The 22,402-nt window shown below is 60.6% G+C and carries 18 protein-coding genes; 12 read left to right on the forward strand and 6 right to left on the reverse strand.

Annotation, left to right across the window (positions count from 1 at the left end; all coding sequences use genetic code 11):
• Window positions 1–411: 411 nt before the first annotated feature.
• The 4 genes from AAHM40_RS10565 (at window position 412) to AAHM40_RS10580 (ending at window position 6,082) form a co-directional block, all read left to right on the forward strand.
• Entirely contained in the window at window positions 412–2,502 is a 2,091-nt protein-coding gene (locus AAHM40_RS10565; protein ID WP_342244591.1) for an acetate--CoA ligase family protein, read from the forward strand.
• A 21-nt stretch (window positions 2,503–2,523) separates the two neighbouring features.
• Window positions 2,524–3,648, forward strand: coding sequence for a nitronate monooxygenase (locus tag AAHM40_RS10570; protein WP_342244592.1), 1,125 nt, complete (start codon window positions 2,524–2,526; stop codon window positions 3,646–3,648).
• An 8-nt stretch (window positions 3,649–3,656) separates the two neighbouring features.
• Complete coding sequence (locus AAHM40_RS10575) at window positions 3,657–4,571, forward strand: hypothetical protein (RefSeq protein ID WP_342244593.1); 915 nt, start codon at window positions 3,657–3,659, stop codon at window positions 4,569–4,571.
• A gap of 62 nt (window positions 4,572–4,633) precedes the next feature.
• A complete protein-coding gene (locus AAHM40_RS10580) occupies window positions 4,634–6,082 on the forward strand; it encodes an amidase (protein ID WP_342244594.1) in 1,449 nt (482 codons plus the stop codon).
• 187 nt (window positions 6,083–6,269) lie between these two features.
• On the opposite strand, the gene AAHM40_RS10585 is transcribed toward AAHM40_RS10580, so the two are convergent.
• The 4 genes from AAHM40_RS10585 to AAHM40_RS10600 all read right to left on the reverse strand — a co-directional run bounded on the left by AAHM40_RS10585 (window position 6,270) and on the right by AAHM40_RS10600 (window position 10,570).
• Window positions 6,270–7,304 (reverse strand): dihydrolipoamide acetyltransferase family protein, encoded by a 1,035-nt coding sequence (locus tag AAHM40_RS10585; RefSeq protein ID WP_342244595.1) that lies wholly within the window; start codon window positions 7,302–7,304, stop codon window positions 6,270–6,272.
• 10 nt (window positions 7,305–7,314) lie between these two features.
• On the reverse strand, window positions 7,315–8,283 hold the full coding sequence (locus AAHM40_RS10590; RefSeq protein ID WP_342244596.1) for an alpha-ketoacid dehydrogenase subunit beta: 969 nt from the start codon (window positions 8,281–8,283) through the stop codon (window positions 7,315–7,317).
• A gap of 10 nt (window positions 8,284–8,293) precedes the next feature.
• Window positions 8,294–9,280: a thiamine pyrophosphate-dependent dehydrogenase E1 component subunit alpha gene (locus AAHM40_RS10595; protein ID WP_342244597.1), complete on the reverse strand. Its 987-nt coding sequence runs from the start codon at window positions 9,278–9,280 to the stop codon at window positions 8,294–8,296.
• Between the two features lie 66 nt (window positions 9,281–9,346).
• Window positions 9,347–10,570 carry a cytochrome P450 gene (locus tag AAHM40_RS10600; protein WP_342244598.1) on the reverse strand — a complete coding sequence of 408 codons (1,224 nt, stop codon included), beginning with the start codon at window positions 10,568–10,570 and terminating at the stop codon, window positions 9,347–9,349.
• Between the two features lie 238 nt (window positions 10,571–10,808).
• Here AAHM40_RS10600 and AAHM40_RS10605 point away from each other — a divergent pair, with 238 nt between their 5' ends.
• The 4 genes from AAHM40_RS10605 to AAHM40_RS10620 are packed head-to-tail and all read left to right on the forward strand — an operon-like array spanning window position 10,809 to window position 14,184.
• Window positions 10,809–10,943 (forward strand): hypothetical protein, encoded by a 135-nt coding sequence (locus tag AAHM40_RS10605; RefSeq protein WP_342244599.1) that lies wholly within the window; start codon window positions 10,809–10,811, stop codon window positions 10,941–10,943.
• Window positions 10,944–10,989: 46 nt separating this feature from the next.
• Window positions 10,990–11,970 (forward strand): aldo/keto reductase, encoded by a 981-nt coding sequence (locus tag AAHM40_RS10610; RefSeq protein WP_342244600.1) that lies wholly within the window; start codon window positions 10,990–10,992, stop codon window positions 11,968–11,970.
• A gap of 10 nt (window positions 11,971–11,980) precedes the next feature.
• Entirely contained in the window at window positions 11,981–13,051 is a 1,071-nt protein-coding gene (locus AAHM40_RS10615; RefSeq protein WP_342244601.1) for a hypothetical protein, read from the forward strand.
• 8 nt (window positions 13,052–13,059) lie between these two features.
• Window positions 13,060–14,184: an ABC transporter substrate-binding protein gene (locus tag AAHM40_RS10620; RefSeq protein WP_342244602.1), complete on the forward strand. Its 1,125-nt coding sequence runs from the start codon at window positions 13,060–13,062 to the stop codon at window positions 14,182–14,184.
• A gap of 360 nt (window positions 14,185–14,544) precedes the next feature.
• Here AAHM40_RS10620 and AAHM40_RS10625 read toward each other — a convergent pair whose 3' ends face one another.
• Both AAHM40_RS10625 and AAHM40_RS10630 read right to left on the reverse strand, forming a co-directional pair.
• Window positions 14,545–16,458 (reverse strand): linalool dehydratase/isomerase domain-containing protein, encoded by a 1,914-nt coding sequence (locus tag AAHM40_RS10625; RefSeq protein WP_342244603.1) that lies wholly within the window; start codon window positions 16,456–16,458, stop codon window positions 14,545–14,547.
• A 3-nt stretch (window positions 16,459–16,461) separates the two neighbouring features.
• Complete coding sequence (locus tag AAHM40_RS10630; protein ID WP_342244604.1) at window positions 16,462–17,802, reverse strand: aldehyde dehydrogenase family protein; 1,341 nt, start codon at window positions 17,800–17,802, stop codon at window positions 16,462–16,464.
• A 125-nt stretch (window positions 17,803–17,927) separates the two neighbouring features.
• Here AAHM40_RS10630 and AAHM40_RS10635 point away from each other — a divergent pair, with 125 nt between their 5' ends.
• The 4 genes from AAHM40_RS10635 to AAHM40_RS10650 all read left to right on the forward strand — a co-directional run bounded on the left by AAHM40_RS10635 (window position 17,928) and on the right by AAHM40_RS10650 (window position 22,274).
• Window positions 17,928–18,851, forward strand: a complete 924-nt coding sequence (locus tag AAHM40_RS10635) for a LysR family transcriptional regulator (RefSeq protein ID WP_342244605.1) — start codon at window positions 17,928–17,930, stop codon at window positions 18,849–18,851.
• 179 nt (window positions 18,852–19,030) lie between these two features.
• Window positions 19,031–20,131: an alcohol dehydrogenase catalytic domain-containing protein gene (locus tag AAHM40_RS10640; protein ID WP_342244606.1), complete on the forward strand. Its 1,101-nt coding sequence runs from the start codon at window positions 19,031–19,033 to the stop codon at window positions 20,129–20,131.
• 168 nt (window positions 20,132–20,299) lie between these two features.
• Window positions 20,300–21,448: a hypothetical protein gene (locus AAHM40_RS10645; protein ID WP_342244607.1), complete on the forward strand. Its 1,149-nt coding sequence runs from the start codon at window positions 20,300–20,302 to the stop codon at window positions 21,446–21,448.
• Between the two features lie 82 nt (window positions 21,449–21,530).
• Window positions 21,531–22,274 carry an SDR family oxidoreductase gene (locus AAHM40_RS10650; RefSeq protein ID WP_342244608.1) on the forward strand — a complete coding sequence of 248 codons (744 nt, stop codon included), beginning with the start codon at window positions 21,531–21,533 and terminating at the stop codon, window positions 22,272–22,274.
• Window positions 22,275–22,402: the final 128 nt, after the last annotated feature.

Raw genomic sequence — 22,402 nt, forward strand, 5'->3', positions numbered from 1 at the left:
TGCACCACCTCCCTATCGGCTAGCCACCGATGCATCCTCGCGCGGCAATCTGGATTGATCATGTCGCGTTGCTCCTGCCCCCCCTGTGCTGTCCATTTGACGAAATCGTCCACTAGAGCGAGCTGTATTGGCTCGTCGTTCGCTCGCGTCTTCTTCTCTCGATACGGCGTCACCTCCGTTGATGCACTTTCGCAAGGTTGCGTGGATCAAACCGCTGAGCGGAAATTCCTGTGATCAGCGGGCTCTCTGCCAGACCCGTTACGCTCATGCTTGACTGCGGATTCGACCTGCCTGGATGAGCTCTCGGTTGTGACGTTCGGGTTTGCAGTAGGCGATTGCATGCTTGATTTGTGTGACCTAGCAGTCTATAACTTAGCTAACTAATTTATCTAATAAGAAGGTGCATTGGTAATGGAGCTGGAGAAGCTGTTTCGGCCGCGCTCAGTCGCGATCATCGGCGCGTCCGACAAGAACCCCTGGTCGGCCCTAGTAGCCAAGAGCCTCAAGGCGCTGGACTTCAAAGGGCCCGTGCACCTGGTCAATCGCCGAGGTACCGACGCCTTGGGCCAGAAAACGGTGCAGTCCTGCGCCGAACTCGGCGAGGTGGACGCCGCGTTCATCGCCGTGCCCGCGGTGGCACTGCTTGATGCCATCGAAGACATGGCGGCGGGCGGTATTCGATACGGTGCGGTGGTGACTTCGGGCTTTGCCGAGACCGGTGAAGAGGGGGCCGCCGAACAGGCTCGTATCTTCGCCAGGGCCAGCGAACTCGGCATCACGCTCCTGGGGCCCAATAGCCTGGGCTTCTCGAACTTCACCGACAGCGTTTCCCTCTCTGCAATTCCCATCAAAGTGCCGGCACTGGGGAACCCGCGCGTGGGCCTGGTCAGTCAGAGTGGTGCGACTGCCGCAATGATCAGTGCATTTGCACATCAGCAGGGTGTCAGCCTCACCTACTCGGTGGCCATGGGCAATGAGGCCATGGTGGATATGGCCGATGTCATCCAGTTCCTGGTGGAGGACGAGGCGACTCGTGCCATCGCGGTATTCGCCGAGTCGATCCGTGATCCGCTGCGGTTTGAGTCGGCTGCCCGTGCAGCCGCCCGTGCCGGCAAGCCTATCGTCATCCTGAAAATCGGCACCGGTGAACTCACCGCGACCGTTGCCCAGGCACACACCGGTGCGCTGGTAGGGGATGATCGCGTATTCCAGGCAGTCTGCGATGCATTCAATATCGTCCGAGTGTCCTCTCTCGAAGACCTGGTCGTGACCGCGGATCTGCTTGCCGCCACCGGTCCCATTGATGCGAGCAAGGGGTTCGCGCTGGTTTCCCCGTCCGGTGGGGCATGCGAGATTTTTGCTGACCGCGGCGAGGAAGTGGGCATTTCGTTCCCGCAGTTTACCCCGGCGACCCTTGAAGTGCTCTCCGGGCTGCTTCCTGATTTCGGGACCGCTCACAATCCCCTGGACGTCACGGGCGCCGTGATGCGCAATCCGGAAATCTACTCCGGCGCCATCAAGGCCCTGAGCCAGGACCCTGCAATCGGGTTCATCGGCGTAATCGCCGAGATACCTTCGTCCCCCGAAACCGCATCCCCCATGTCCGAGGGTTACATGCGGGAAGTGTCACTGGGCTTCAGTACCTCCGGGGCGCGTGGCTGTCTGATCCAGCAGGTTCTCAAGCCGGTTACCGCGTACGGTCTCGAGCTTCTCGGGGTCCACGCATTGCCGGCGCTCACGGGGGGAATCGATCACGCAGTGCGTGCCATCGGTCACCTCTATCAGTGGTCGCGCAAGCAAGGTGAGGAATTGCCGCCCGTGCGTTCCGGCTCCGTGGCGAGTTCGGTCAAGCCGGCGACCGAGCGCGACACATTGGCGTTTCTCGATTCGACCGGCGTCCCGGTCATTCCTCAACAGATTGTCGCCAGCCGCGCCGAGGCGGAGGAAGCTGCACGTAAGCTCGATGGCCCTCTGGTCCTCAAGATTCTATCCCCGGACATCCAGCACAAGACCGAGGTCGGCGGCGTCCTTCTCAACCTGGAAGGGCCCGATGCGGTAGGTGAGGGCTTCGATAGCATCATCCGCAATGTCCAGGCAGCCAAGCCTGCTGCCCGTATCGAGGGTGTCATCGTCTCGCCTATGCGCAAGGGCGGCGTCGAACTACTGGTGGGCGTGGCCCGCGACCCGGTTTGGGGCTTGGTGCTGGCGGTCGGGCTTGGTGGTGTCTGGGTCGAGTTGCTGGGCGACACGCAGCTGCGCTTGTTGCCCGTGTCTGCAGCCCAGGCCAAGGACATGCTCTCCGGCTTGAAGGCCAACAAACTGCTCACCGGATACCGCGGCGCCAAGCCGGCGGACCTGGACGAACTGTCTCGCGTAATCGCCCAAATCGGTGATGCCGCCCTGGCCCTGGGCGACGATCTGGATGCGTTGGAGATCAATCCCTTACGTGTCGACGGTGCAAATGTCGAAGCGCTTGATGCGCTCGCCATCTGGCGCGCCTAACAACAATAAGTAGAGGTACCCATGAACAACGAATTGTGCCGGATGACCGGGGCCGAGTTTCCGCTATTCGCCTTCAGCCACTGCCGCGATGTTGTCGCGGCGGTTAGCCGCGCCGGTGGTTTCGGCGTGCTCGGCGGAAGCAGCTTCACGCCCGAAAGCCTGAAGATGGAGCTGGACTGGATCGACGCGCATGTCGACGGCAAGCCCTACGGTATCGACATTCTCATTCCCGAACACCAGGCGGTTTCCTCGGACATCAGCTTCGAGGAGCTGGTAGACAAGATTCCCTTCCGACATCGCGACTTCGTGGTGGATCTGCTAGCCAGATACGACGTGAAGATCGCCCCGGAAAACGTCATCAATCGCCGTCGCCCACCGACCCTGTCGGACGTGGGGGAGGCCCTGATGGACGTGGCGTTCCAGCATCCGATCCGATTGATTGCGAACGCCCTGGGCATTGCACCGAAATCCATGATCGAGCGCGGTCGCCAGCACAATGTGCCGGTGGCGGCCCTGGTCGGCGCGAAGGAGCACGCCATCCGCCAGGTCAATGCTGGAGTCGACATCATCGTGGCCCAAGGCGGCGAAGCCGGCGGACATTGCGGTGAGGTCTCGACCCTCGTGCTGGTGCCCGAAGTCATTCGTGCAATCAAGCCCATTCGCGACGTACCGGTGCTGGCTGCCGGCGGCATCATGACCGGTCAGCAGATGGCCGGCTGCATGGCCATGGGGGCCCAGGGCGCCTGGACCGGCTCGATCTGGCTTGCCACCACCGAAGCGGAAACCAGCGAAACCTTCCGCGAGAAAATGGTGAAAGCGACCTCGCGAGACACCGTCCGCTCCAGCGCACGGACCGGCAAACCCTGCCGACAGTTGCGCTCTGCCTGGCACGATGCCTGGGAAGCACCGGACAGTCCGGGAGCTCTGCCCATGCCGCTCATGCCCATGCTCAGCAATCAACCTCTTGCGGCCGTCGATCGCGCGGCGGACGCGGGCAACCCGCTGGCGCGCGAACTGGTCACCTACTTCGTGGGGCAGGGCGTCGGCCTGGTGGACAGCATCCGCTCCTCCCGTGAGGTGGTGGAGACCTTCAAGCTCGAATTTGCAGACGCGTTCGGCGAGCTGTGCTCGGCACTGGAAGAGTAGGGGGCGGCATGAGCGCACTGAATCTTGCCGCCCTGGAAAGCTTCTACGTGGGCGGCACGCCACGCCAGGTGCAGCACCGGATCTTCGGGACGGAAACCCAGGTGGCAGGTGCTATGTACGTGCAGCGTCTGGTTCCCCAGGAACGCCGGTTCCCATTCCCCATCGTATTCGTCCATGGCGGCATGCATTCGGGCGTGACCTGGGAAACCACGCCTGACGGTAGGGAAGGATGGCAAACCCTGTTCGTGCACGCTGGCTTCGAGACGCTGGTGATCGACCAGGCTTGGCGCGGCCGCTCCGCGCCGGACCTGACCGGGCTGAACCCCTTCGTGACAGACGCGGAACCCGTTGGGCCAGCTTTCACCTGCGGCCTTGAGATGGGAGAACGGTTCGCGCGTGGTGGTGGGCGTTTTCCGCTGGCTCAATCCCAGTGTTATGGCGCACAGCTCTGGCCGGACTTCGGGGTTCCGGGCGCCATCGCCGCGGGGACGCCGGGGCGCAGTGATCCTCGTGCACTCGCTCCGTTGCTGGAACTCATCGACATGCTCGGCAAGGTCGTGCTGATTACTCACTCCCAGGGCGGTCACCTTGGGTGGACGGCCGCGCTCAACAGGCCCTGTCAGGTCGCGGCGATCGCCTCGATCGAGCCGGCCCAGACCTGCCCCGGGCTCGATGATCCCGCCTTCCCTGAAATCCCTGTGCGCCTGATCTGGGGTGATAATCTCCCGCCCGAAGGCGGAACCTTGACGCTGCGCGACGTGGAACAGGCGAGGACGTTGTCGCGTCGGCTGCCGAACATCAGCCTGGACTACCTGCCTGAGCAGGGCATCCACGCCAATGGTCACATGCTGATGATGGAAGACAACAACGATGTCATTGCGGCTCGTGTAGTGGATTGGTTAATGAGTTCTCGATTCGAATGAAGTGTACAAACGGGCCGCGAGAGATCGCGGCCCGTTTGTTTTGGCCCTCTGGAGGTTGGTGCATGCATAACGGTTCATTGACGCCTCTCGGTGCATTGGATGATTTCTCGACACTGGATGCCATCGACCAGGCCGAGCTGGTTAGGCGTGGCGATGTGTCGCCTCGTGAAATGGTTGAGGCCGCGATTCGACGGATCGAGCGGGTGAACCCCGAACTCAACGCCGTCATCGAGTGCCAGTTCGAGAAGGCGCTCCGCAGGGCTGATTGCAAGAGCCTGCAAGGCCCTCTAAGGGGCGTGCCAGTGCTGATCAAGGATGTGGCCGTGGCAGGAGAGGCGAATTATCTGGGCAGCCAACTGCTGGCCAACCTCGACATTCGGTCGGGTATCACCGATGAGTTCGTCCGCCGTACGGAAGATGCCGGCATGATCATCGTCGGGCGTACCAACGTGCCGGAGCTGCTCAGTGCGCCCACTACCGAATCCAGGCTGCACGGACCAGCCCGCAATCCCTGGGATCCTGCTCGTTCCACCGGTGGCTCCAGCGGCGGCTCGGCGGCGGCGGTCGCTGCACTCCTGACTGCTGCAGCGCAGGCCAGCGACGGGGGCGGATCGACTCGAATTCCAGCGGCTGCCAATGGCGTGGTTGGGCTCAAACCAAGCCGTGGTCGAATCAGCCAGTCACCTAGCAGTACCGATTGGGTCGATATCACCTCGACAACGGGCTGGCATACGCGAAGCGTACGAGATACGGCATTGCTACTCGATATCGTGGCGGGACCGGGATTCGCCGACGCCACCAGCGCGCCAGCGGCTGCGCGCCCTTATCTGGATGAAGTAGGCGCTAATCCCGGACGGCTCAGAATCGGTTTCATGCGCAAGCTTCCAGGTGACAGCACTCCGCTGCATCCCGAAGCAATCCTGGCGGTGGAGCGAGCGGCACGATTGCTTGTGGAGCTCGGTCATGATGTCGAGGAGGCCAATCCTGCGCCGTTGGCCAGCACGGAACACTTTGAACTGATCATGAGTTATTGGCCGTTGAAGGTCGTTCAGCGTTTGAGTGAAGCGGAGCAACGCCTGGGGCGAGAGATTGGCGAGGATGATCTGGAGCCTGCGACATATCGAATGCTCAAATCGGCTCGCGAACAAAACCTGGTTAGTCTGGGAGTCACCCTGGGGAAGATTCATGACTACACACGCCGTACGCTTCAGTGGTACCAGCAGGGTTTTGATCTACTACTGACGCCGATGCTGGGGTGTTCCGCTCCCAATCTTGGCGAATTGGGCCAGCCTGGCACGAAGCAGGGGTTGCTCTGGGGTGGATTCGCGCCCATGGCCAACTTGACTGGTCAGCCTGCCGTCACGCTTCCGCTGCACTGGACGGCTACTGGGATGCCCCTTGGTATTCAACTGGTCGCAGACCTGGGGCAAGAGGATCTGTTGATTCGAATCGCCGCGCAATTGGAGTTCGCCTGTCCGTGGCGGCAGCACCTACCGCCTATTCATGCTTGAAATCGCGCCCCTGTTTCGGTTGTGAGACGGGGGCGACCTCTCGTTAGCTTTCCCTGTGCAAGTGTGCTGTTTCGCATGCGGCTGCACGAAACATATCAATCAAAAAGCGGCTGGAGCAAAAACTCGCAGCCGCTTCGGAGGAATAAAAAGACCCTGCATCGACAAGCGATGCAGGGCTTCCTGCGGGTTACGCAGCGCTCAAAGCTTCAGGTTGTTCGATCAGGCGCTTGAAGGCCGCGAAGACCTGGGCGGCCACGGCACCGTCGACAGCACGATGATCGACCGAGATGGTGACGTTCATCAGCGTGCCGACTTCGACCTTGCCGTCATTGGCGATCACGCGCTCCTCGCCTGCGCCGATGGCGAAGATCATCGACTGCGGCGGGTTGATGATGGCGCTGAACTCTTCGACGCCGAACATGCCTAGGTTGGAGACGGTAACCGTACCGCCCTGGTACTCATCGGGCTTGAGCTTTCCGCCTCGAGCACGCTCCGCCAGTGCCTGGATCTCGCTGGCGATCTCCTGCGGCTGCTTTTGTTCGACATTGCGGACGATGGGAGTGACCAGGCCGCGAGGAGTAGCAACGGCGACGGCTACGTCCACCTGCTGATGTTTCTGCATGGCCTTCTCGCCCCAGGACACATTGGCCTCCGGGACTTCGCGCAACGCGAGGGCGACGGCGCGGACGATCAGGTCGTTCACGGATGTCTTGACGTCCGCGCTGGTGTTGATCTGCTTGCGCAGAGAAAGCAGTGCATCGATGCGGCAGGCACCCTTCACGTAGAAGTGTGGGACTTGCTGCTTCGACTCGGTGAGCCGACGCGCGATCGTCAGACGGGTCATGCTGTGGGGCACGCTTTCCGGCTCGGCAGCTGCCACCGGTTCAACAGCCTTGGCCTTTGCTTTCGAAGCTGCAGCCTTCTTCGCTGCCGGTTTTTTCACAGGCGCTTCGGGCGTCGCTTCGGCGGAGGGCTCAGCCGCGAGTCCGGCCTCGGTGACGATGGCCAGGACGGTGTTCACCGGAACGTTCTCGTCCACGGCGACGTGAATCTTCGTCAGAACACCGCTTACAGGCGATTCGATTTCCGCATTGGTCTTGGCGGTTTCGACCTCGCAGAGCACATCTCCCTGCTTGATCTCGTCACCTTCCTTCTTGTGCCACGCGATGATGGTGCCGTCGGTCATGCCCATGCCGAACTGGGTTAAGAGAATCTCAGCCATGAAGAGGTCCTTATTGAAGAGTGCGGCGAACCGCTTCGATAACTTTGGTCTTGTTGGGATAGAGCGGTTTTTCCATCGAGGGGCTGAAGGGAATGTGGGTATCCGCGGTATTCACGCGAATGACCGGAGCCCGTAGATAGCTGAAGCCTTGCTCGACGATGACTGCGGCGATCTCGCTGGCCGCACTGCAGCGGCTGAACGCTGCATCGACCACGACGAGGCGGCCGGTTTTGCTGACCGATTCGAGGATGGTGGCGGTGTCCAGTGGTGCCACGGTGCGCGGATCGATGACTTCGAGTTCGATACCGTCTTCGGCCAATTCCTTGGCCGCTGCCAAGGCGTGGGCCACCATGGCGCCGATGGCAACCACCGTGCAGTGTTTGCCAGGGCGCTTGATGTCGGCCACACCGAAGGGGATCAGGTACTCTTCATCCGGAATGTCCGACTTGGTGGACCACAGCGCCACGTCCTCGAAGCTCATCACCGGGTCGTCGTCACGAATGGCGGTCTTCATCAAGCCCTTCATGTCATAGGCGTTGGACGGCACCATGATTTTCAGGCCCGGCATGTGCATGAACATGCTGTAAGGACGATCGGAGTGCTGAGCGGCGTTGCCATTGCCGTAGATCATATTGGCGCGCAGGACGACCGGCACTTTGGCCTGGCCGCCGTAAAGGAATCGCGACTTGGCGACAATGCTGATGATCTGGTCCATCGCCGGATAGAGGAAGGGGGCGATCGTGTAGTCGACGATGGGGCGCATGCCGACCATGGCCGCACCGGCGGCGACGCCGGTCATGCCCGCTTCACAGATGGGCGTGTCGCGTACGCGATCCTGACCGAAGTCCTGAATCATGCTGGTGGTGGTGCCGAACATGTTGCACTCGACGTCCTCACCCATGATGAAGACGCGAGGGTCACGCTGCATTTCTTCGTATTGGGCGTCGCGGATCGCCTGCAGGAAAGTCTTGTTAGCCATCGTCCGTCTCTCAGTTGGCTGCGGGAGCATAGACATCGGTCCATGCTTCACTCGGGTCGGGGAAGGGGCTGTCCTTGGCAAAGGCGATCGCGTCGGCGACCTCGGCCTTGACCGTTTCCTCCAGGGCGATAATCTCGTCCCGGTTGAAGCCGAACTCGCCGAGCAAGCAATCAGTGAACAGCTGAATGGGGTCCCGCTTGCTACGCCACTCCTCGATCTCCGCCTCGGTGCGATAGCCCAGGTCACGTCCCAGGTTGGCGGCATGGTCGATGTAGCGGTAGGTCTTGGCTTCGATCAGGCTGGGACCTTTGCCAGCGCGAGCGCGCTCGACCGCTTCGGCAACGGCTTCGTAGACGGCGAGTACATCCTGGCCATCCACGATGATGCCGGGGATGCCGTAGCCCGCAGCGCGATCGGCAATGTTTTCCGAGCGTGTCGCCTTGTGCAGGGGGGTGGACACCGCATAGCCGTTGTTCTCGCACAGGAAGATCGCCGGCAGGTCCCAGACCGCCGCCATGTTGATGCCTTCGTGGAAGGTGCCTTCCTGGGCGGCGCCGTCACCGAAGAAACACAGGCTGACACGGTCGATGCCCTGCATCTTGGCACCGAGTGCGGCGCCAGCGGCGACAGGAATCCCGGAGCCGACGATGCTGGTTTCGCCGAGGCTGCCGACACTGAAGTCGGCCAAGTGCATGGATCCACCCTTGCCACCGCAGACGCCGGTCTTGCGCGCCAGCAGCTCCGCCATCAGGCCGCGGAGCTTGGCACCCTTGCCAATCGGGTGGCCATGGGAGCGGTGGTTGCCGACCATGTAGTCGTCCAGCCGCAGCGCGGCGCAAGCGCCGACGATTTCACCCTCCTGGCCCTGGGAGGTGTGAAGCGAGCCGGGGACCAGGCCATTCTTGTGCAGGGTGATCGCCTCGTTCTCGAAGTGGCGGATGCGCAGCATGCGCCGAAGCATTTCCTCGAGATTGTCCTTTGTCAGTTTGCCTTTCATAGCTGCCTCTTGGTTGGCGCAACCCATTGGAGCGGCGCGAATCAGTGGGGTAGGGGATGTTGCCGCTCAGGGCTTGAGACGCTTGCCAGGTGTGAAGCTGAATGGCATTGCCAGCCAACTGTTGGCGAGGCCCATGCTGGGTACCTTGCGGGCGCGCTCGTGGTCGATACGGTAGTCGGGCAGGCGCTTGAGCACAGCGCGGATCATGATGCCAACCTCGGCCATGCCTAAGACCGAACCCAGGCAGCGGTGCGGGCCAGCACCGAAGGCCAGATTCTGACGGGCGTTGGCACGATCCAGGCGAATATCTGCCGGGCACTCGAAGCGTTCCTCGTCGTAGTTGCCGGAATTGAACATCAGTAGCACGCGGTCACCCTTCTTCAGCTTCTGTCCGCGCAGTTCCGTGTCACGAGTGACGTTGCGAGAAAGGCCGCCCATGACCGGCGGGAAATAGCGCAGGAATTCATCCACCGCCTTCTCCAGGAACTTGTCGTCCTCGATCAGGCGCTGATGCATTTCCGGATGCTTTTCCAGCCAGTGCAGTGCATTGGCTGCGGTGGCCGCGGTGGTGTCGAAGCCGCCGAACAGCAGGGATAGCAGCATGCCCTTGGCGGTAGCGCGGGGCAGCGACTCGCCGTTGATCTGGGCATGCATCAGAGTGCTGATCACGTCGTCGGTCGGGTTGGACTTACGCTCATCCATAAGCCCTTCGAGGCGCTCTGCGATGCGCATGCGCTGCTCAAGGGGATAGTCCGGGTGGTTCGGCGGCAGATAGGCATTGAGCGAGGAGGCCATGAAATCCTGCCATTGCTCCTGGGGCACGCCGACGAGGCGCAAAGTGACTCGCGCCGGTACCGGAATGGTAATGTCGTGAATCAGATCGCCTTCGCCCTTTTCGATGATGCTGTCGATCTGCTCGTCGACCAGCTCACGGGCCAGTTCCATCCACTTCTGCAGGGCGTCCATGGTGAAGTAAGGCGCTTCCAGCTTGCGCAGCGCAGTGTGCTCCGGTGGATCGCTTTCATTCAGGCTGAAGCGGAACGGGTTTCGCGGAATGCGAATGCCGCGGCCGCCGCCGCGGACACCTTCGATGTCGTTGTCGCAGGAGAAGATGTCCGGGTTGCGCTCGATGTGAACGATGTCTTCGTACTTGGTGATAACCCAGAAACCTTCATGGGCATCCGTCCACGCAACCGGACACTTTGCGCGCATTTCGGCGAGCTGCTCCTGCCAGTTCTGGGCGTACTCCGGACCGTGCTGGTCGAAGTCGACGGTGGCTTTGTTGGTCATTGTTGTGGATCCTCGATGCCGTCGATAATGTCTAACTTATATAACTATGATATCCATGTTGCAAGTGGAATCGCACGACACCAGATGATCCTTTCGAGGAAAAAATCGCTCTTGACGTAGATATCTAGGTTATCTACGTTTGATCTACCTCGAGCGAGAAACTCATGCTTGAAGGGATGTCCGCAAGGCGCGTAGCCGCTCTTCGGAAAAACAAGAAAATTCAGCCTGGAGCCAGTCCATGTCCCGGTTCGATCACATGCCTCACACAGTGGAATGCTCGCTGAAACGCTGGAGCAGGCCGTGGCTATCGAAGGTCATGCAGCAGGGCTTGCAGATATTCCTGGCGACCATGGCGAACACGACCCCGCGCTGAAACTCTTCGGAGTGGGTCGCCGAGGTACGACAGGCTCGGAGGGGTAATGAACTACGTCAGACTGGGATCCAGCGGGCTGAAAATCTCGCCGTTGTGCCTAGGATGCATGGGCTTCGGCAAAGGCCGCATGCACGGGGCCTGGTCATTGGACGAGGTCGAGAGCTGGCCTTTCTTCACGCGGGCTCTGGGGCACGGGATCAACTTTTTCGACACAGCCGATGTGTATGGCGAGGGCGCCAGCGAGGCGTTGCTCGGCAAGTTCGTCCGTCAGTTGGCCAACCGCCATCAGGTGGTCATTGCAACCAAGTTCTCCAGTCCGATGGGGAAGGGACCGAACGATCGAGGGGCTTCGCGCAAGCGGATCATGTCGGCCGTCGACGATAGTCTCAGGCGCCTGGGGACGGATTACATCGATCTGTACCAGCTTCATCGCTGGGACTACGAAACGCCATTCGAAGAGACTGCAGAAGCACTGAATGACCTGGTGAGAATGGGCAAGGTCCTGTATGTCGGCGCCTCGTCCATGCATACCTGGCAGTTCGCCAAGGCCCTCGCCATCCAGGAGCGCAATGGTTGGGCGAAATTCATTTCCATGCAGCCGCAGTACAACCTGGTCTATCGGGAAGAAGAACGGGAAATGCTGCCGTTCTGTCGAGACCAGGGCATCGGCGTCATCCCTTGGTCGCCTCTGGCGAGGGGATTCCTCGCCGGTAACCGGCACGTCACGGGCGGCGAGACAGCACGAGCTCGCAACGATGCTTACGCACGAACCCTGTATTTCCGTGAGAACGATTTCCTGATCCAGCAGCGACTGGTCAAAGTCGCCGCAGCGTCCGGAATCACTCCCATGCGACTGGCCTTGGCCTGGGTGTCCAGTCGGCCGGGAATCACTGCACCGATCATCGGGGCGACGCGCCTGGATCAACTGGACGAGGCGCTGTCCGCCCTGGACCTGGATCTGGACAGCGAGGTGATCGCCCAACTTGAAGCCCCTTATGAGCCACACCCCGTGCTGGGGCATAGCTGAAGGAAGCACCATGGAAAAGCGATCACTCAAGCCGCCCTATCGCGTCCTGCAGTGGGCTACTGGCCACCTGGGGAAGGAAGCCCTGCGGCAGATCATCGATCACCCTGACCTGGAGCTGGCAGGCGTCTTCGTGTATTCGGCGGGCAAGGCCGGGGAGGATGCGGGCGTGCTCTGCGATCGACCGCTGACGGGCATAAGGGCGACCAATCGCATCGAGGACATCCTCGATCTGGATGCCGACTTCGTACTGCACATGCCCATGTTGGAACCCACGGCGGACAATTCGGACGAGGAAGTGCTCGCGCTGCTGGCCTCGGGCAAGAACGTCATTTCGGTGCGCGGCTACTACTGGCCAAGATGGCGAGGGGTTGAATACGAACAGCGGTTCCTCGATGCCTGTGCAGAGGGTGGCAGCACCCTGCATGGAAATGGCATCTGCCCGGGCTTCGTGTTCGACCGGATCGGGCCGGCAGTCACCAGCTTCTGCACCCAGGTGGAGGCGGTCAACTTCGTCGAGTACTTCGATCTGCGCATGCGCCCGGCCCATACCATCTACGACGTCATCGGCCTGGGCCATCCTCCCGGAACCATCACCCTGGACCACCAGACACCGCGCACGCTGACCACGCTGTACAGCGAGATGTACCACCTGATGGCGGCACAATGGGACACCGAGGTCGAGTCCATTACCCTCGGCCTCGAATGGATTCCGGCCGAGCGCGACATCCACATCAATGCCGGACTGATTCCCGCCGGTACCTCCAAGGCCACCATCTGGACCTGGGATATCCGGATGACCAATGGCCTGGCCGTCAGCCAGAAGTCCCACTGGTACGTCGATGAGATCCCCGGGTGGGATCGACGTAACATCTGGATAGTCGATGTGGTCGGCCAGCCGCGCTTTCGCGCAGAAATGCCGCTGGAGGCCGTGGGCGCCGACGCCCTCACCGAAGGCGGTTACGACCCCAACGGCAAAGCCATCGCTGCGCTGTGCATCAACGCCATTCCCGAGGTTGCCGTTGCGCCGCCGGGGATACTCAAACCCACCATCTTCGCGCCCTGGCGGGCACGTTTTCGCTAGGGTGCGCCATGGACGAACAGACCATCATTGCGAATCCGCGACGCCCCAGCATCGTGCCCTGGCGGGTCGGGCTGCTGATCGATTGGGCGTATCAGACACAACCTATGCAGGATTACGCCGATGCCATCGAGATGGCCTTGGAACAGGCCCGGCAGGAGGGCTTGATCGATCGTCGCGTGGAGCTGGTTACGCGCAAGGTCTACGGCGGCCCGAATGCTTCCGCTCTCGATGTGCTCGCCGCATTTCGTGACCTGGCTTACGAGCAACGGGTTCATGCAGTCATCGGCCCCACGCTGCCGGATGATCTGATGGCCTGCCGTCATGAAATGGACCGGGCGATGGTCCCGGTTCTTTCATTTGGTGGCACTCTCAATCTTTCCAGCCCCTTTCTGTTCCAACTGCCCAATGGGACCTACGCCGACGAGATCAGGATGATCGTCCGGCATGCGCGAGCGCAGGGCTATCGACACATCGCCCTGATCCGTGACGCCAGCATGATGGGCGATGAATATGCGGCTACCTTCGGCCAGGCGATGGGTGAAAGCGGTCTCCAGGTAGCGGGCACCTACGCCATCAATCCCATGCCGAGCCAGGCGTCGGTACTCGAGGCGGTAGCAGCGGCCAAGCGTAGCGGGGCAGATGCCTTGCTGGTGATCTCGGTCGCCATGCACCGTCAGTTCATCCAGGCCTTGGAGGCGATAGCATGGAGACCGGGCAAACTGATGGTCTGCAACTTCGTGGCATCCATCCCAGGGTTCGATGGGCCAGGAGAGTTCGAGGGCTGGGTCGGTATTGATCAGTACGACGAAGCCAACCCGGTGTTCGAGGCCATGGTCGATGCTTTCGAGGCGCGCTTCGGCCGGCGTGTCGGCCATACCTACCAGGCAATCGGTTACGACATCGGACGCACGTTGGCCAAGGCCTTTTCTACGATGTCGCCTTCGACTCCCGAAGGGTTGCGAGATGCCTTGGAGCGGGTACGCATGCTACCGGCTGCGGCAGGTGGCCGGGGCACTCTTATCAGCTTCGCCAGGAATGTCCGGCGGGGATACCAAGGAAACTACCTAGTGCTGCGGACAGTCGAGAGCGGCGTCAACCGCGCCGTAGGTGGATTGCTTGATTGCGCGATGTGATGGCTCGATTCCTCAGGGGCAGCCAGCGGGCCGTCCTGCGTTGCAGGGGGGAGCGCAGTCGTTGCGGAACAGAAAGCCCCGGCGAGTAGCTCATCCAGATTCTCCGCGTTAGTGATGAGTGACTGATGACCGCGCCACCAGTCGAGCACAAGAACGCTCTCAGTAACGATAAGCGCGATCAATAGTAATCTCGCCGCGGGTCCGCTCAGAATTTTGCCGGTCCGAGCGACCAGCCTGGGGGCGACTTCACGGAGCTGTCGGGCTGGCGACGTGGCAAGAGCACGAATGCGTCGAAAGCTTTCCAAAGCCAGCGCGATGATCGATACCACCAATACGCAACAGCCCAACATGGATACCTCCTTAACCGGCGTCAGGAGTGATGACTACAGACGTGCGGCCATTCAGCTGAACGTCGATTTCGGCCTTACCCTGTTCGTCCGCCGTGAAGTGAGCCAGCGTGCTGCCTGTCACGGTGTAGCTGCCATGTGGTCGCAGTCGTTCGATGGTGACACGTTGTACGCCGGGCGCTTTTCCGGGATACAGTACAAGTTCGAGATCATCCCCTCTGTGACTTCTTGCCTTGGCCACCAACACATCCGGGAAGCTGGCGTCGGTCAGCAGTGGTCCGCGAAGTGCTTCGGGCGGCGGGCCTACCATCAGTGATTGGCGGTAGCCATCGCGCTGCATGAGCCGGCCGAGGAATGCCGTGGCTTGAGCCAGGTTGGAGCCTTGGTAGGACAGGACGCCGTTCTCGATCTTGCGACCACATTCTAGGTCGAGGGCGTTCAGGATCGCGCTGCTGAACTCGGAGTCTCCGATCTCTCGTGCCTGCATCAGCAATCCCCCGTAGATCATGGTGAATCCACGGCGATAATTGCCAAAGTCCAGCCCCTTGCCAGGAATCTTCATTTGGCGGACGCCATCCTGCTCCACGATCAGTGGTCCCATGTCGTTCCGCGCCATGGCCCAGAAGCGCTTGGCATGTTCGACAGATAGGAGATTCATTCCCTGCACCGCACCGGCGTCGCCTCCGGGGAAGGGGGCGGTGGCGCCTGTCAGGCTGGAGCGGAGGGAGACCACGCTGCCGCTGGCAGTCGTGAATTCACGCTCGAAGCTCTCCAGGAAAGGTTGCCGTAGATCATCCAATTGATGAGTGCCGAACAGCCGGTCGTACACCGCTACGCTCCTGAGGGCAAAGAAGTTGCAACCGGTGTAGATCCAGTTTGGTTCGCACGGAAACAGGCAATAGCGGCTGTTATCGAAGTTCCACATCAAGGAGCGGTTGATACTGTGGATGTCGTGCGCGTAGGTCGTCTTGTCATCCCATCGGAATGTCAGGCTGCCAGGTTCCGCGTAGCGGTGGTCGCCGGTATTGAGCATGTACATGCCAACCTGCTGGCCGAGGTAACCAGTGAGCATGACGTTGTCTTTGCCCACCGGGTTAGGGTCGTACTTCAGGTTGCCCCAGAGATTTTCAAGCCGCCAGTAATCCCAGATCGGTCGTTCCAGGTACTGCTCGATGAGTCGACGCTGCGCCTCGCTCAGGTAACCATGGAAGTTTGGGGTGTACTGCGATTGCATTTGCGCCAGGCCGTAGCCCAGGAAGTTGAGCTGGTAGCGTAGCGAGGCGGTCTGGAACTGGTCGATTCGATCGAAGTGTTCCAGTTGCCCCACTGGCTGGAGCGCTCTTTCGAATATGAGGCGGGACAGAGCGACCTCGTCTGCGCCGAGTTCGTGGTCGGCAGGGGCGGTGTGGGGTACGGCTCTGGCCTCGACAGCCTGCATTGCGTCGGGCAGGTAGGCATTTCGTTGTTCGCGTCGAAGCAGATCAGCAGCCAGTTGCTTGCGCCGTTTCAAGTGCTTGCGCAGCTGCCAGGCAACGCAGGCCACCGCGGCTAGCCAGGGTGCCCAGGGCCAGCTGGTTTCATTGCTCAGTGCTCCTGCCAAAAGCGCGCTGCCAACCCAGACCAACGGGGGCGCGATGACGATTCCCGTAGCGAACCAGGCAAAAACAGCGACAGCAAATAACAGCAGGGTGACAGGCAGCAGCAATAGCGACCAGCCGCCAACGGCAAGAAAACCAGCGCCTGGAAACCAGAGCCCTAAACCGCTGGCTTGCCAGAAGGCCGACATGTCCAGCAGCCACGGCAAAAGACCAAGAATCACCGCAGAGAAGTACAGCGTCGATACCAAGCGCTGGCGCTTCAGCGAAACGGGTCCTGCACGCTCGGATTTGCTGATGGCAAGTGGCTGGATGGAGCTATGACTGTTCATCGCTCACCCTCTCTTTTCTTTGCAGGGAACGGCAAATACTGCGCGTTCGTGGGACAGTTCGTTGAACCCATGCACACCGTGATAACGACCAATGCCACTGCCGTTCACGCCCCCAAACGGAAGGTTGGCTTCAACCGCGTGAAGTATGACGTCGTTACGAGTAACGCCGCCGGATGAGGTGTGAAGCAGGACCTCCTGAACAAGCGAATCGTCATTACTGAACAGGTAGAGCGCCAGCGGTTTCCCGTGGGCATTGATAACGTTGATAGCGTCGCTCGGCACATCCCAGGTCATCACTGGCAACAATGGGCCGAAGATTTCCTCCTGCATGATTGCAGCATCCACTGGCACATCGACAAGAATGCTCGGGTGGATGGTGAGATCTCCCGCTTCGACTTCTCCGCCGCAGGCAAGTGTCGCGCCGCGCTGCAGGGCGTCATCCAGGTAGCCCTGGAGCCGTTCCAAGTTTCGGCCGTTAACGATTCGCCCAAACGCACTCTTGTCGAGTGGCCCCTCCGGATAGAACATCGTTTTCACCGCATCACAGAGATGCTCGACGAGTTCGTCGCGGAGGTCCGTGTGTACCCAGACGTGGTCCGGCGCCAGGCACAACTGACCGGCGTTGGTGCAGCGTCCGCGGATGATCTTCTGGGCTGCATCCTTGAGGTCGACGGTGTGATCGATGATCACCGGGCACTTTCCGCCCAGTTCGAGCGTCACCGAGCTCAGGTGTCTTGCCGCTGCCGCCATGATGGTGCGACCTACCGCCGGGCTGCCGGTAAAGAACACATGATCGAATGGCAGCTCCTGCATTTGTTGAGCCAGTTCGACGCCGCCTTCGAACACCGCCACCTCGGATTCATCGAAGCATTCCTGGATTATCCGCGCGACGATCCGGCTACTTGCCGGTGTCAGTTCATTCGGTTTGACGATGGCGCTGTTGCCGGCGGCAATGATGGGTACCAGCGGCTGAAGAACGAGGAGAACAGGGAAATTCCAGGGGCCGAACAGGGCGCAAATCCCGCGCGGCTCTCTCACAATACAGGCGGTGGCGCTAGGAATGGGCAGCGAAGGAGTGACCTCAACGGGAGTCATCCATTCTTTCAAATGGGTGACTGCGTGATCGATTTCGGCGATGACAGCGCCGAATTCCGGTGACCCGCTGCGTGGGCGCCGGAGGTCGGCCGCAAGCGCATCTGCGATCTCGTTCTGGTTGCGGAGAATGATTTCCTTCAGTCGAAGCAGCTTGGCAATGCGCGCTTCGGCGGTGGAAGCCTTCAGAAATGCCTGGTGCTGCTTTTGCTTGGCGAACACGCGCTGCAGTTCGGCTTGGGAGCTATGCATTGTTGTTCTTCTTCGGTTAGGGGGGTGCAAAAAGTCTGGTACCAGCAAGCTGCATGGGTCCAATAGATTGCGAGGCAGGATTCATAGCGATAGCCTATAAATTCGATCGGCCGTTGGTGGCTAGGATGAAAAGGCTTGATGCCAGGCAGTTGAACTATTTCGTTGTGCTCGCCGAGGAACGCTCGTTCACGCGGGCTGCGGCAAGGCTACATGTGGCGCAGCCATCCATTTCAGCGCAGATCCGCAAGCTCGAGGAGTTCTTCGGTTTCCCCCTGTTCCTTCGTTCCACGCGCAGTGTTGAGCTCACGGAAGAGGGTAGGGAGATCCTTGGTAGCGTGACCGCGGTTGTCGATGCCAGCCGTCAGCTGCGGGAACATGCCTTGGCGGTTCGCGAGCGTAACGACTTGTCCTGCCGGCTCGGGGCGACGCCATTCTCGGTATTTCTTTCTGAGCGGACGCAAGTGGTCTCGGCTGCCGCAAAGGAGCATCCGTCATTGCAGCTGGATGTGATTGGCACTCCGCAGCCCGAACAGCTTGACGCGCTACGCAGAATGGAGATCGATGCCGCGTTCTACATGGGACACGAGCTCCAGGATTCACAAGAGTTCGAGCGCTTAGTCATACGCCGGGTACAGTTCCATCTATTGGTGCCGGCGACCAGTGTGCTCGCGTCACGGTCATCCATTGCACTGTCGGATCTTGCACATACGCCCGTCGCGTTCTTTGCACGCGAACACGGCCCGGTACTCTTTGATCAATTGACCCGCTGGCTTGTACAAGAAGGCGGCGCAGAGTGCGTCGTTCCGCCTGAGTCCCACCCATTTGCGCTGGCCAACTTCGCCGCTGCGCAAGGTATTTCCGCGATAACCATCGATTGGTTCATCCAGGGCGACAACGTCCCCGCCGGGCATGTGGTCCGTCCGTTTACCGTGCCACGAGTCGCAGCGGAAATGTCATTGGTTCGCCTTGCGCAGAAGCAGTACAAGCGTGGGCTTGAACTGTTTTGGGCAACTGCCGGGAACTACGTTCGGCACCTGCAGAACGCGTAATTTCAGCTATTTCCGGCCCTCCTTTTCCTTGCTGCCGACAGCCGTATGGACAGCCCTCGCTGTTCGTGCAAGAGTAAAAATGAAGGTTATCTAGGTTAACTACGACAACCATATTTGTGCCCACAGGATTGGTTGGCCACTGACAGCTAAATCGGCCAGCCCCGCCAGGAGAAGTGACAATGCCTCGTTCGGTTAAAGCTGCTGTTGCGTTCGGCCCCAATGAACCCCTCCAGATTCGAGAAGTGACCCTTGCCGATCCGGGCCCTGGCGAGGTCCTCGTAAAGCTAAAGGCCACTGGTCTTTGTCACTCAGACTTAAGTGCCTTAGAAGGCAAGATTTCTCAGGCTTTCCCTGTGGTGCTAGGGCACGAGGGGATTGGTGATGTGGTTGCGGTAGGAGAGGGCGTCAGCGAATTTTCGGTTGGGGACCGGGTTATGCCGTACCTGGTTCCCGATTGCGGCGAATGTGCCTTCTGCAAATCCGGACGCACGAACCTCTGCGTGCAAATGCTGGCACGCCGGCAGTCCACGAAAACCCCGTTCTCTCTCGATGGCCAGCCAATTGCGTCCTACATGGGGCTCGGCACCTTTGCCGAAATGACCGTCGTGCCGGTCGACAGTCTGGTCAAGGTGAGTGAGCAAGCGCGTACGGATCATGCCTGCTGCATCGCCTGCGGGGTAACGACCGGATTGGGTGCGGCCCTGATCACCGCCAATGTCACTCCTGGTTCGTCTGTGGCTGTATTCGGTACCGGCGGCGTGGGCCTCAGTGTGATACAGGGGGCGAAGATCGCGGGGGCTTCGCGCATCATCGCGATCGACACCAATCCGGCCAAAGCGGACGTCGCGGTCAAGGTCGGTGCGACTGATTTCATCAACCCGAAGACCGTCGAGAACGTCGTTGCCGAAGTTCAGAAGCTGACCGGTATGGGCGTTGATTTCGCGTTCGAATGCGTTGGAATTGCCGCACTCGCCCGACAGGCCCTGGAAAGCACCAACCCCGCCTGGGGAGTCTCCGTTTGCGTCGGCGTGATTCCGGCAGGTCAGGAACTCAGTACTGTCCCCTTCACCCTGATGAGCGGCCGTAAGTGGACTGGCTCGCTGATGGGCGGTGCCAAGCGCCAGGATGTGGCCCGATTCGTCGACATGTACGTGGAGGGCCAGTACAACCTGGACGATTTGGTTTCCCACCATCTCGAGCTCGACGAGATCAACCGCGGCTTCGACATGATGCGCAGTGGGGAGGCAGTTCGCTCGGTTGTCGTCTATTCAGCTGACTGACGCCGGGCGACCTGGCGCTAACGCGCCTTCGTCCATCCCGGCAGTCGTCGATGTTCTTGGCGCTGCCGGGAATCCTGGGCACACAAGCAACAACATGGGTATATAAGTTGACGTCGATTACGTAGTTGGCTAACGTTCGTGTCTACTACAAGAAGAGGATGTACGGACATGAGCAACGCTCGTTTCACTTCCGACCAATTGCGTGAATTGACTCGCTTCAAGGTGGAGGTCCATGACCCGCGCTATGTTGTAGAGCCCATCGTCACCGGTGGCGAGTTCCTCTATGACCCGCAGGTGTTCTGGGATTGGCGCGAGGACTGCGCTTGGGGCCAGCCCGACGGCTCCATTCTCATATCGGAAATCGGCGGCCAACCCCAGTCGGAAACCGACTGGTCGATGGGCCATGGCGGCCTTTACCGCCTGCATGCCGATAATCAGTGGGAAACACTGATGGCGCCGGGAGTGGGTCGGCAGGCAGGCGTGTTCCGCCCGATCATCGCTCCGGCCGATTGGGGCGACTGGGGCAATCACATCTTCTTCTGCAGCCAAGTCGTGCCCCATCGCCGCGGCGCTGTGATGGATCACATGATTTATTGCCTGGCTCCGGGCGAGAGCATTCCCTATCCCTTCGCCATCGCACCGCGCTCCGGAAAGGAACAGATATCGGGGGCATTGCTGCCGGGAGTGTTCGGTCGCAAAGGCACGCCGGAGGAGGGGCTGCTGCTGATCTTCTCGATGCACAACAGCACTATCTATGCCGTAAGGCCGGACGGCTCCGTTAGCCCCTGGCTGGTGATGGACGGCGAGAAGGGCCCGGGCCCCGTCATGCCATACCGTCTCTTCTACGCTGACCCGCAGGTGGTGGGCGAGGAGAACATGCTGGTGCTCGAAGGCAAATGGAGCACCAATTTCGGCGGCGAGCAGACCCATGAGTTCCGCACCGCCCACTACCGTATCGCCGATGGCACCATCCATCCGCAGCCGATTGCGGCTTTGCAAGGCGGCGCAACACTGCGCGCGCCGAAGGGCTTTGGGCCGCTGGCAGGCGAGGCGTTCCGTCCCGAATATGCAGGCTTCATGTCCTCCGTGCACTGGGCCGAGGGCGACTCCAGCGCGGCGCTGCCCTATACCACCTCGATCATCCATCGCGATGCGGAAGGCAAGGAACATGTGTTCGCGTCCAACATCCAGGCGGGCCAGAACCTGATCGGTTTTGCCGGAGACCGAATGATCGTGACCAACATGGGCCACAGCTATTCCTCGGGCAACTTCAAGTATCCCGACGGCTCGGTGTTCGCCATTCGCTACGCCGGTTAAGTGGCAGTGCATACCCTCTGGGCAAGCCGGGTGATTTCACCCGGCTTCGCCCGTTCGGCCTGACCTGGTCAAGGAGTGCGTCATGCACGAAAAGAAAGAAACATTCGAACTGGCCGGCAAAGTCGCCTTGATCACCGGCGGCGCACGGGGTATCGGTGCTGCCATCGCCGCATTGTTCGAGGCCCGAGGCGCGAAGGTCGCAGCGGCGGACATAGCCTTCAGCGAAGAGCGCCACGAACGGGGCCGCCTGCTGCTTCCTCTGGATGTGAGCGAGCCTGATGCATGGTCCCGGGCGGTTGCGAGCACCATGAAGACGTTCGGTCGGCTGGATGTCCTGGTTAATTCAGCGGGAATCTTCACGGTCGCGGCACTCGAGGATGAAACCCTTGAGCGCTACATGCGCATGGTCCAGATCAATCAGTTGGGGGTTTTCCTGGGCATGCAGGCCGTGCTGGAGCCACTGCGGGCGGTGGGTGGCGGCAGCATCGTGAACCTGTCATCGGCCGCGGGTCTGACCGGGACGCCGAGGACCATCGGTTACTCTGCAACCAAGTGGGCCGTGCGCGGCATGACCAAAGTGGCGGCGATAGAATTCGCTCCCTTCAACATCCGCGTCAACTCAATCCATCCCTCCGCCGTGGCGACTCCCATGCTGGGGGACATGGCGGCGAACGCTGGCAAGAGCACGCCTTTGGGGCGGGTCGCGCTACCGGAGGAGGTGGCTGAGCTGGCGCTGTTCCTGGCGAGCGATGCCAGTCGCTATAGCACCGGCTCCGAGTTCGTCTGCGACGGTGGACTGACTGCAGGTCCGGCGATTAGAAGCTGAAGCACGTCGATTTCCCACTTGGAATGAGGTAGTCGACAGGAGGGGAGTGTCGCTCGTTCCAATGTAAAGGCCAGGAACGATGGATTTCGTTCCTGGCCTTTGTTTTTACATGTGCCTTCTGGGTGGGC

It is taken from the genome of Pseudomonas sp. OTU5201, from assembly GCF_038440135.1.
GTDB classification, from domain to species: domain Bacteria; phylum Pseudomonadota; class Gammaproteobacteria; order Pseudomonadales; family Pseudomonadaceae; genus Metapseudomonas; species Metapseudomonas resinovorans.

Excerpts from the sequence above, each read along its gene's own strand:
- AAHM40_RS10565 (WP_342244591.1), top strand. The coding sequence starts at position 412 with ATGGAGCTGGAGAAGCTGTTTCGGCCGCGCTCAGTCGCGATCATCGGC.
- AAHM40_RS10570 (WP_342244592.1), top strand. The coding sequence starts at position 2,524 with ATGAACAACGAATTGTGCCGGATGACCGGGGCCGAGTTTCCGCTATTC.
- AAHM40_RS10575 (WP_342244593.1), top strand. The coding sequence starts at position 3,657 with ATGAGCGCACTGAATCTTGCCGCCCTGGAAAGCTTCTACGTGGGCGGC.
- AAHM40_RS10580 (WP_342244594.1), top strand. The coding sequence starts at position 4,634 with ATGCATAACGGTTCATTGACGCCTCTCGGTGCATTGGATGATTTCTCG.
- AAHM40_RS10585 (WP_342244595.1), bottom strand. The coding sequence starts at position 7,304 with ATGGCTGAGATTCTCTTAACCCAGTTCGGCATGGGCATGACCGACGGC.
- AAHM40_RS10590 (WP_342244596.1), bottom strand. The coding sequence starts at position 8,283 with ATGGCTAACAAGACTTTCCTGCAGGCGATCCGCGACGCCCAATACGAA.
- AAHM40_RS10595 (WP_342244597.1), bottom strand. The coding sequence starts at position 9,280 with ATGAAAGGCAAACTGACAAAGGACAATCTCGAGGAAATGCTTCGGCGC.
- AAHM40_RS10600 (WP_342244598.1), bottom strand. The coding sequence starts at position 10,570 with ATGACCAACAAAGCCACCGTCGACTTCGACCAGCACGGTCCGGAGTAC.
- AAHM40_RS10605 (WP_342244599.1), top strand. The coding sequence starts at position 10,809 with ATGTCCCGGTTCGATCACATGCCTCACACAGTGGAATGCTCGCTGAAA.
- AAHM40_RS10610 (WP_342244600.1), top strand. The coding sequence starts at position 10,990 with ATGAACTACGTCAGACTGGGATCCAGCGGGCTGAAAATCTCGCCGTTG.
- AAHM40_RS10615 (WP_342244601.1), top strand. The coding sequence starts at position 11,981 with ATGGAAAAGCGATCACTCAAGCCGCCCTATCGCGTCCTGCAGTGGGCT.
- AAHM40_RS10620 (WP_342244602.1), top strand. The coding sequence starts at position 13,060 with ATGGACGAACAGACCATCATTGCGAATCCGCGACGCCCCAGCATCGTG.
- AAHM40_RS10625 (WP_342244603.1), bottom strand. The coding sequence starts at position 16,458 with ATGAACAGTCATAGCTCCATCCAGCCACTTGCCATCAGCAAATCCGAG.
- AAHM40_RS10630 (WP_342244604.1), bottom strand. The coding sequence starts at position 17,802 with ATGCATAGCTCCCAAGCCGAACTGCAGCGCGTGTTCGCCAAGCAAAAG.
- AAHM40_RS10635 (WP_342244605.1), top strand. The coding sequence starts at position 17,928 with ATGAAAAGGCTTGATGCCAGGCAGTTGAACTATTTCGTTGTGCTCGCC.
- AAHM40_RS10640 (WP_342244606.1), top strand. The coding sequence starts at position 19,031 with ATGCCTCGTTCGGTTAAAGCTGCTGTTGCGTTCGGCCCCAATGAACCC.
- AAHM40_RS10645 (WP_342244607.1), top strand. The coding sequence starts at position 20,300 with ATGAGCAACGCTCGTTTCACTTCCGACCAATTGCGTGAATTGACTCGC.
- AAHM40_RS10650 (WP_342244608.1), top strand. The coding sequence starts at position 21,531 with ATGCACGAAAAGAAAGAAACATTCGAACTGGCCGGCAAAGTCGCCTTG.